Annotated in this window: 11 protein-coding genes and 1 pseudogene; 2 read left to right on the forward strand and 10 right to left on the reverse strand. The window is 47.9% G+C overall.

The features are described 5' to 3' along the window. The 4 genes and pseudogenes from JCM25156_RS21880 to JCM25156_RS27770 all read right to left on the reverse strand — a co-directional run. The coding region (locus JCM25156_RS21880; RefSeq protein WP_159104969.1) for a ParB/RepB/Spo0J family partition protein at nt 1-465 on the reverse strand (465 nt) is incomplete at its 3' end. 491 nt (nt 466-956) lie between these two features. Next, nucleotides 957-1436: a hypothetical protein gene (locus JCM25156_RS28685; protein ID WP_148299333.1), complete on the reverse strand. Its 480-nt coding sequence runs from the start codon at nt 1434-1436 to the stop codon at nt 957-959. A 317-nt stretch (nt 1437-1753) separates the two neighbouring features. Further along, a pseudogene (locus JCM25156_RS27765) lies at nt 1754-2488 on the reverse strand (IS5 family transposase). Nucleotides 2489-2582: 94 nt separating this feature from the next. Further along, on the reverse strand, nt 2583-4124 hold the full coding sequence (locus tag JCM25156_RS27770) for a P-loop NTPase family protein (protein WP_084296455.1): 1542 nt from the start codon (nt 4122-4124) through the stop codon (nt 2583-2585). A gap of 181 nt (nt 4125-4305) precedes the next feature. On the opposite strand from JCM25156_RS27770, the gene JCM25156_RS29355 reads away from it, so the two are divergent. Further along, nucleotides 4306-4566, forward strand: a complete 261-nt coding sequence (locus JCM25156_RS29355; RefSeq protein WP_025812429.1) for a hypothetical protein — start codon at nt 4306-4308, stop codon at nt 4564-4566. A 6-nt stretch (nt 4567-4572) separates the two neighbouring features. Next, a complete protein-coding gene (locus JCM25156_RS05720; RefSeq protein ID WP_025812430.1) occupies nt 4573-5382 on the forward strand; it encodes an IS5 family transposase in 810 nt (269 codons plus the stop codon). Here JCM25156_RS05720 and JCM25156_RS27775 read toward each other — a convergent pair. From JCM25156_RS27775 to JCM25156_RS21885, 6 genes are all read right to left on the reverse strand, one after another. Beyond that, nucleotides 5360-5944 (reverse strand): SIR2 family protein, encoded by a 585-nt coding sequence (locus tag JCM25156_RS27775; RefSeq protein ID WP_084296456.1) that lies wholly within the window; start codon nt 5942-5944, stop codon nt 5360-5362. The two genes, JCM25156_RS05720 and JCM25156_RS27775, sit on opposite strands and share 23 nt — an antisense overlap. Nucleotides 5945-6265: 321 nt before the next feature. Further along, a complete protein-coding gene (locus JCM25156_RS05725) occupies nt 6266-6541 on the reverse strand; it encodes a hypothetical protein (RefSeq protein ID WP_025812431.1) in 276 nt (91 codons plus the stop codon). A gap of 442 nt (nt 6542-6983) precedes the next feature. After that, on the reverse strand, nt 6984-7232 hold the full coding sequence (locus JCM25156_RS30835; RefSeq protein WP_242402501.1) for a hypothetical protein: 249 nt from the start codon (nt 7230-7232) through the stop codon (nt 6984-6986). Nucleotides 7233-7367: 135 nt separating this feature from the next. Further along, complete coding sequence (locus JCM25156_RS28695) at nt 7368-7874, reverse strand: hypothetical protein (RefSeq protein ID WP_148299334.1); 507 nt, start codon at nt 7872-7874, stop codon at nt 7368-7370. A 285-nt stretch (nt 7875-8159) separates the two neighbouring features. Beyond that, on the reverse strand, nt 8160-8957 hold the full coding sequence (locus JCM25156_RS28700) for a hypothetical protein (protein ID WP_148299335.1): 798 nt from the start codon (nt 8955-8957) through the stop codon (nt 8160-8162). Nucleotides 8958-9210: 253 nt separating this feature from the next. Beyond that, a partial coding sequence (locus tag JCM25156_RS21885) for an ATP-dependent DNA helicase (RefSeq protein WP_034958515.1) occupies nt 9211-9778 on the reverse strand: 568 nt, incomplete at its 5' end.

Here is a 9778-nt window from a genome sequence, read left to right on the forward strand (position 1 = left end):
CACGGTCGGTGCGACAAAGAACGCGGCGGCGATTTCCTCCTCGGACATCCCCTTCTCCAGCATGTCACGGAAGGCGCGGAACTGGTCCAGCGGATGCAGGGCCACGCGCTGGACATTCTCGGCCAGGGAGTCATCCTCGGCAAGAATGGCCGATCCAACCTCGCGCACCACGCATGGCACGGGCGCCGTCTTCGCCAGTTTCTTCTGCTTCACCAGCAGTTTGAGCGCGCGAAAGCGTCGTCCACCGGCTGGCACTTCATAGCTACCGGTCTCGGCCCCGGTGTCGTCGAGAACAGGGCGGACGTTCAGACTCTGCAGCAGGCCGCGGCGCTCGATGTCGCGGGCCAGTTCCTCGATCGACAGGCCGGACTTCACACGCCGCACGTTGGACTGGGACAGCACCAGCCGGTTGAACGGGATGTCGCGGGAGGAACTCAGGCTGATTTTGGGAATGGCGGTCGCCATGGCGAAACACTCCATGACGGGCGGACAGGAGACTCTCTCCCACCCTCTCAACCCGTCACGAAAATTCGCGCAGCCCTCTAACTCTAAAAGCCCCGGACCCGCCCAAAATCCGCACCTTTTCCCGGCAGGAAACGACGGCAATGGGGGGGAAGTCGACCGAAGGAGCGGGTGCAGGCCAAACCCATGGTTCGGTCTCCTGCGTAAGCCATTATGGTATCTTCGTCGGGGCTGAAACAAGTGGAGAACAGACCCATTATGAGAGTCAAGGTTGCAGGCGAAGTCATCATTCTAAGCCTCTGTGACGGAGTATTGGCTGGCTGATGGCATCGCCGGGAAAAGACGCGTCTGAGAGGGCTTCTACAAGCAGGGTTTAAGAGCGATTGCTGGCCTCTGTGTCGACGTTTTCTGATCGCACGATCCCCCTCCCGCACACATCGAGATACAAGGCGGAACCAAAGTCCTGCCGTGCGTCACGCATATATAAGAAGCCGTTACTGAATACCGGCTTGCGCCAGCGCTTCTAGAAGCGGAACTTTCTCCTGAAGTGTATTGGAAACGTTTTCGTCAATTTCTGGTGGAAATGAATTTGTATCATCATTCATCTTGTCCCGCATCGCTTCATATTTTTTGATGAAATCATTGGAAAGGAATAAGCGGTTTTTCTGAAACGCATTATAACTGATTTTGAGATTCTCAAACATTTTTCCTTTGATTTCGTGATATCTATCAGATGCGCACCAATCGTCTGGGTGTGGGTCATAACCCTCAAGAATATTCAAGGCTTGGTTTTTAGCTAATGTTAGACCGTTAATAATGGTGGAATAAGCTTCCCTGCGGACTTCCCAAGATTTCTCTTGTTTATACTGATTCAATGTATTCTTTGATATTAGATAATTCGTTAAGGCGGATATACCCCCACCCACAACCGCACCAACTAAACCAATTATAGCAGACGCTATACTATCTGACATTGCAAAATCCTATCTTCAATCACCACGCATTAATCACCATAATTACTCTCAAGCGGCGATAGTTAAATAGCCACGACATGAAGCTACACGGTAACTATAATTTATTCCTTGTGATCATAAGTCCGCTTACCGAATGGCCAAGCAGCCTTCTGCGTGTCTGAAATGAGGCGCAAGCCGCCAGTATGCTTCAAATTCATGAGCCGACTAGCAGCAATGGGGGGGGAAGCGGTATGTCGGCTGTTCGGCATGAAAATTAGATAAGCAGCCATTCGTGCTGCCAACGTTCATGATAGCTATGTGGCTATAGTTAGGGCCTGTTAGCACGTGGTCCAGTCTGCTGCCGTAGCTATATGGATGACGGCGAGGAACGAGATTGCAGTTTTTCGTATCTGGTTGCGACAGCGCGCCACTTTTTGAGGCAAGCCCAGAGGTTCTCGACAAGATGCCGGCAATTTAAGGCAGGCAACCGGTGCATCGCGTCGTTTCGCGGGAATGGCCGGTCGGGCTCCCATGTCCCATATCCGCTCACGGAAGGCATCCGACACGTAGCCTTGTCCGCCACTACCCACAGAGGAATGGCAGGAAGGCTGTCGAGCATGGCTGGTGCCAGGGGCAGTTCATGAGCCTGTCCGGGGTCAGCGCAAAACCGAAGGCTTTTCCATGTCCATCAGCGATCACGCAGACTTTTGTACCATAGCCGCCGCGAGAGCGGCCACGTGCTTCACGATGGTCTCGCTCTTCGAAAAAGCCCCCTTTTTTTGGGCTCCCGCCGCCTTGTAGTGAGCTCTGATGTTCGTGCCATCCAGAAAAGTCATTCCGAGCGCCACTCCTTGTCGCTCCTGAACCAGTTCGAGCAGGCGTTTCCACACACCCAGTTTCGCCCAGCGGATGAAAAGCTGTGCCGCCCGCCACCACGGACCCAGTTCAGTGGGGATACTCCGCCATTTCGCGCCATTCTCATGACGCCAGAAGATCGCTACTATCGTACGCCGCAGATCATGGGGCGACGTCTTGCCCCTTGGGCGAACCGCCTCAATCAAAGGTTGCAAGATCGCCTACGTCTCGTCCGTAAAAGTGCCTGTTCCGTCTCCTTCTTCCATCCCTACAATGTGAAAAAAATTTCAAGATCTAACAGGGCCTAACATATTATTCTCCAGAATTTTTTAGTTCCTGTTCTGAGTTTTGTGGAACTAATGAACGAAGGTTTTCCAAGGATTTCTCGTCCAAAATCGGCGACGACCTCATTTTATCTTTCACATCGTTGCTAGATAAATCAATCTCGTTAAATCTTCCATTTAATTGTCTAAAGTGAGCGTAACACCCGATGTCAATGGAAAAAGCCTGATAGGTTCCGGGTTTTGTTTTGTGCGTTATGGCTGATGCCGTATTGTGTATGATCCTGTAATCGAGAAGTCGATATATTAGTTCTCTCCATGAATCATTTTCCTGTAGAAACTTTTCAGAAATGAGAAATATATTTGTCTTTTTGTCGAGACAAAATGTCTTTAACATATATATTCCTTTCAATAATTTTCCCTGCTCTTCTTTTTTTGAGTCTTGCTTCAGTTCGTCTATTTTTCGCTCAAAATTTTGTTTTGATAAGTTTCGTACATCATCTTTTCCTATTTTATTTTTGTTTGTATTTGAATCGCTAAGAAGTTCAAGGAACAAGGATAGTACGTCACGTGGGACGCCTCCCCCCGCCATTACCAATCGAGAGAACCCTTCACCCTTAAAAAGGGTGGCTATTACGTCGTCACTGATGGATGCTTTGTCTGCGTATTTCAATAAAATATTTTTGTTTTGTTCAAGCGTTCTATTGAAATCTTTGAATGTATAGTCAATATCTATTGGCTGATAATCATGTCTTTCTTGCGCGCCTATGGGCTGACCGTCGCGATCTATATAAAGTGTAGATGCATGCCTTAGTGTCGCTAGTTTAAAGTATAAAGGAACATCTTTGCATAGCCTATGAATGTAATCAACAATAAATGCTTGGTCCATTCTTTTTAGATGGTACAAATCGTCAAGTTGTATTATTATGTATTTTACCGTATTTGATAGAGAGAAAAATTCTCTTATGTTTTCTTTTAGTGTGGGAAGCCATTCGTCTAATGATCTAAGTTTGTCTCTATGAATGGCAAATGATCTTTCTATTTCGGAAGAATAACCTTGTGAGGCATTAGTACCCAATTTTAGTCCAGAATGTTCAACTCCAAGATCTCCCTCATAAGAACTCTCAGACTTTGTTGTAGCTTTAATCTCCTGTCTTTCTGTATCATCACGAATCTTCATTCCTTCTAATTTGTTTATCGAATCATCTAAGATACTTTTTAGCTTCCGTTTTCTTCCAAACCACCCTTTTTGATTCTTTCTCATTTCGCGAAACAGAGACGTTAATATTTCAATTAGTACATTTGGGAACGTATGTCTTTTAAAGTCTTCACAGTTGAGATATATTGATTTTACGTCGTCTGATAATTGTCGCGCCGAGTGATGGAGTAATAAAGTCTTTCCACAACCTCTTCGTGCAAAAATCGCATGATTTTGTTTAAATTTAGCATCAGCTAAGGCTGTGCCGGAATCTATATATTCAATCTTCTCATTTCCGCGCTGAACCCTCAAACTCTCAGAAATTATCTCTCTAAGCTTTTCTTTCTTTTGGGAAAACTCTTTCTCTTTTTCCAACTGAAGAACCCTCTATGCTTGACGGTTTCGTAAATGAAAACATGTATCCCATTGTGCTCAATTTTGCGCGGGATACAAGTCAGACAAACGAAATGAAGAATCGAGACCGTCAAAAAAGATGGGAAGTGAGGAATTGCAGACGCAGATGATTCATCATCAAACTTCGGGACAAGACATCTAAATGTTGGACAGACTGCTTATTTGTTTTTTATCTGTTCCAGAAGTGTGTTCGTATGACATTGATTTCCGGATGGGGTTGACCATGCAAATTACCATGCTCACCTTTATCGCCTTTTATCTCGACTCGGCCATGGACTCCGGCCGCTACGACGACCTCAGTATCGACGAGGTAAAGCGCGAGATTGAGGCAGGGACCATTTTCCCGTTTCTGCGAGCGCGCCTAGAGGGTGTTATGTACTTTCGTACGCGATTGGTTCAGTAATGCTGAATGACGCAAGCCCGCAAGCCGTATCCATCTGACGTATCAGACGAAGAATGGTCTCTGGTCGTCCCGTATCTGGTCCTGATGCGAGAGGACGCGGAACAGCGGCGGCATGATCTGCGCGAACTGTTCAACGGGTTGCGCTACGTGATCCGCTACGGGATTACCTGGCGCGCCATGCCGAACGATCTGCCGCCCTGGTCGGCGGTCTATCAGCAATCCCGTCGCTGGATGGAGGCAGGCTGCTTCGAAGCACTGGCATCTGACCTGCGGGCCGTCTTGCGCATGGCTTCCGGTCGCCTGCCGGAACCCACTGCAGCCATCCTCGACAGACGGACATTGCGTTCGACACCCGAGAGCGGGCCTCGCGCCGGTTACGACGGGGCCAAACGCAAACGGGGCTCGAAGCTGCATATGGCTGTGGATACGCTGGGCCATCTGCTGGCCCTGCATGTCACGCCAGCCAACCGGGATGATCGCGCCGAGGTCGGACGCCTCGCCGCTGCCATTCAGGAGGCCACTGACGAAAGCGTCGAACTGGCCTATGTCGATCAGGGATATACGGGTTCAAAACCAGACGAGGCGGCTCGCACGCACGGTATCGCACTCGAAGTCGTCAAGTTGCCCGAAGCCAAGCGCGGCTTTGTCCTGCTGCCGCGCCGATGGGTTGTCGAGCGGTCTTTCGCATGGGCCACACGATGCCGCAGGCTCGTCAAGGACTACGAGCGTTACGCTTCAACCCTCGCAAATCTCCATGTCGTCGCTTTCGCATGTTTCATGCTCAGAAACGCCGCTATACTCGCTCAAGGTGCATAACACCCTCTAGGTCGCGTTGGAATTGATCGTACCAAGGCGAGCGGACAACATATTGGTTCACGTAGGAACGCTCACCAAGCACGAGGTTATCCTTCACGTTCTCAGGAGTGATCAGACGAATGCTGCCATGAAGATGTACAACTGCTCCGTCAGGTAATTTGTTGGGGACCGGCTCAGAGACATCAAAGGTGTTCGGTGACAGCTTATTGTTTAATCGATTTAATTCTACCGCGTCATCATAGTTGGTTGTGTAGATTCGCCGCCACGGCTCATTAAGAATGGCGGTTTGTCCCGCCGTCAATTCCGTTAGCCGAAAAATTCTGTAGAGTTCATCGCGAAGCTTTTGGGCATCGCCATTGGCAAACTCGTCGCTGAGGACTTGCAAATCGTAGTCAGTATCCTCAGGGAGCTTAAGTTGTTTAATAAAATGGCGCCGCAGCCCCCTACCGTTCGGCGGGCTGTCGTTTGCAATGTTGGTTGCACCAAGACTGAATCCAGACCCAAGAAAGAGAATAGAGCGTTCAGGATCAACCTCTTGGATTGGTGTAGTATCGTATGACATTAATTCTCTTTTCTGCTTGATGCTTTCGCAAGCTACCCGTTATCAAGAATATTGGAGGGAGGTAGCTTGTATTATTTTGAAATTTACGACTCGACAGAATTTAACACAGCGACATGGATTTGAACAAATCATGTCGGCTATGTGGAATGCAACTCATTGGACTGAACGACCGAATTGAAGGCGACTGCTGTCTGTCTGCTCTGTTTCTGCTGAGCTGACAGACAGTATAGGGGGGTAAGCGGACTGTAAGCTTTTGTTTACCAATGCACAGAATTCGATATCTCCGTGATATCTATTGACGACTGCCCCTCTGCGCTCTGGTCAATCGCCTTTTGTCGCCTGCACCTCGGGATCATTTTCAAAGGCGTGTAAAACAGCGGTCCAGAACGTCCGCAGGTTTGGAAAGCACCCCCAGTTGGGAGGTTCCTCAACTTCTGCAGTCGGGTCTATACCGAGCACACCCCTACTGACGCGGTCGATTTCTTTATCGTCGTAAGCTAGTAAAATTCTCAATTCGTCGATCGTTTGCCGTTTGAACAGAAGATCATGCGTTCGAGGCCCGCACTGGATCGCTTCCTCTAGCATATCTCCAAACATATCAGCATTTTCGCCTAAAGAACTGGCGCCTAAGCAGCTAGGCAATGAAATGTTTGGCGGATCTCGTAATCAGTAGAGTCTAACGGTATGAACATAATAAATCATCTCATTGTGTTCTTTTTTAGTAATCGTAACTATTGTATGTTACGCAGATTTGCGTATTCGATCAGCCTGCTTAATGACAATAGCTCCGCCTTCCGAAATATACCTCTCGCCTGCGTATCGATGGTCTTTGTGGGTTTCGTACCTCTGAGGCTATTCGCAAAATTCAACAAAACCTTGTCGGTATGCCTTGTCCTGACGGACGGATTGACCCGCGAGGTCCGACTTTGCGCGTGCTGAATGATTCAAAATTATCGAACAGTGTGAACAGAGTTACAATATCATCAGGCGTAAACGCAAAACCTTCGAGTTCCAGTTCATCAGTTCCGGATGCCGTAATTCAGGCAGCCCAAACAGCACAAAGAAAATGGAAGGTACCCGCATCCATCACGATAGCCCAGTGGATGTTGGAAAGTGGTTCTGGAAAAAGAATGCCTTCCCATTCCAATAATCCTTTGGGATAAAGGCGGGACGTGGGCAGAGTTTTGTCTTGGCACCGCCTCATGAAGAAACCAAAGACCACAAGCTGATTGCGACTATAGCGCCATTTCGAGTCTTTTCTTCTTTGGATGAAGCATTCGACCAGCACGAGCGCTTACTGGCAATGCACCCAGCCTATAGACTGGCACGGCAGTCTATGAACGATCCCGACGCTTATGCAGATGCCTCAACCGGCGCTTATGCATCATAATTAAAGTATGCATCAAATATTAAATAATATTTACTAAGTGAAGCATCTAGATATTATTTCAACAATTTTACTGTATTTATTTTTGTGTTCTTTTTTGTAGGTGATCTCAAACATATAAAACTTATTATTCCGAATAAATATTTTCCCATAAAATTCTGTTCTTTCACCATCATCTCCAGAAAAAACAGCCCAATCATTTTTTATAACCTGGTAAGTAATTTTACCTTTCTGACCAACAAGATCTGCACTGTATGTCTTTAATGTATATTCAATCGTCCAGTGCAGAACATCATTGTACCCTCCAAATACAGTCAGTTCACCTCCATCAGAGGCTAAAAATTTCTGCCCGTCACCATTATCAGGCTCCCCTTGTGGTTTTAACAGCTGGGAAGGATAACAAATCTGATATTGGAAACGTGCATTGGAGTAAATTTCCCATCCGTCATCCTCCCGTCTGGATGTGCAGATGCCAGATAAGGCATGTGCAGGAATAGGGCACACAGAAACAGGAAAAATGTCTTTTTTTTTAAAATGGATCACGTTTTTTTCAATATTGCTGCGAATAGAAGGTTGAATGTTAGATAACATAGGCGATATTGAACGTCAGTTCCATAAATTTACACCCGATCACCTAGACCAACGCTGGAGGAATCGCGAGGCCGCATTGTTAAAACAGTATGAATGCTCTCGTCTTGAACTGTCCGCTTTCAGCAAGACGTTCTTATTCACGCAATGTCACAAATGAGGCGAATGCCGTCTGTCTGCACCGTCCACATTGAGCCGACAGGCAATTTAGCGGGAGCAAGCGGAAGGTCCCGCTCTCATTCAGACAGAACCATCTTTATATGCGTTAAAAGATCTTAACCATAAAACAGCCCAATTGATCAGATCACTCCGACTAAGCAGGATATCGAGCACGTGTTCTACAATAACTATCAAGCCGGATCCGACGAGGAATAATAATCCAAGAGATCGTATGCCGGCCCGCATACTGGCGACTAAGCTAGCCGCTTTCCACAAGCTGTGGGTGGACGATTGTTCAATCTTGCTAATTTCACGTCGGAAAAGCGAAGTTAATTTTTTATATTGCCGCGAAACGCGGCTTTTGACACGTTGTAAAACATAAAGAGTGGCAGCAAGCAACAAAGCCATAACCAGCGTTCTAGAGAATGTAATTACAAGATTACTGGGGGATGATACTGTATTTGGTATATAATCGAACATTAACCTAATTGTTGCGCAAAAAATCATTACAAATACTAATATTTGTAAAATCAGAAGTATAGCTGATAGAAGCCATCCCAACCATCCTGAGCTTGAAGTAGTCTCAATTTCGGGTCGAAGAAAACCAACTAACGATCTGTCGGTCGAATTTGTATCGAGCCAGAGCATTGAGGCGCCTATAATTGCAAATGCTCCGCTAAGAGCATCGAGATCTGGGTGATTTTGCAAATAAAGAGGCACGAAATACGCAATAAAAAACGCTATTGCGCTGATCATCATTACCCAAGACGGTTCATGTGGAGAACGAATTTTTCCAAGCTCTTTACGAAGGAAACCAAGATTGTTGTGTTGGTCTGCCTGTTTGTTCAACAAACATACGCTACGAAATTCAATTTTCATGCTTCTGTATTCTCATCTATGCTTCATTTATTAATTATATTACGAAGGCAAATGTCTTTACAACCCAATATCGAATAATACATTGCATTTTGTAATTTTTAAAGAAATAATCGTTGCGGACAAAATTATCTGCGAAGACGAATAGTGATCTTAGCCTGTTTGCCTGCGCCTATGAGTGCCTGATAGGTGCGCGCAAGGTCCCACATGAAGGCGGAAGCGACATGGAGACACACCCGTCACCCCCGCCACTCCATCATGCGACGCTACCGGCCAGCCACTCCCTGAGCTTCGACCACCGCCGTCTGCCGCCCTGGTTCCGCACAGCGATGGCCTGCGCCTTCTTCTGCCCGACCAGCACGACAAGCTTCCGCCCCCGTGTGACGCCCGTATAGAGCAGGTTCCGCGCCAGCATGGCGTAATGCTGTGTCACCAGCGGGATCACCGCCGCCGGGTATTCCGAGCCCTGGCTCTTGTGAATGGTGGTCGCATAGGCGAGCACCAGTTCGTCCAGCTCGCCGAATCCGTAAACGACCTCCCGTCCATCGAATAAGACCCTCAGTTCGCCCTCTTCCACATCGATCCTGTCGATAACGCCAAGATCCCCGTTGAAGACGTCCCGGTCATAATCGTTGGCGATCTGCATCACCTTGTCGCCGGGACCATAGGTCCAGCCGAACCGCTCGACCTTCATGTCGCCTGGTGGGTTCAACGCCTGCTGCAATTCGATATTCAGCGACCGCGCCCCAAGCCCGCCCCGGTTCATCGGACAGAGCACCTGCACGTCGCGGACCGGGTCCAGCCCGAACCGCGCCGGGATGCGG

This window comes from Komagataeibacter kakiaceti JCM 25156 (assembly GCF_000613305.1).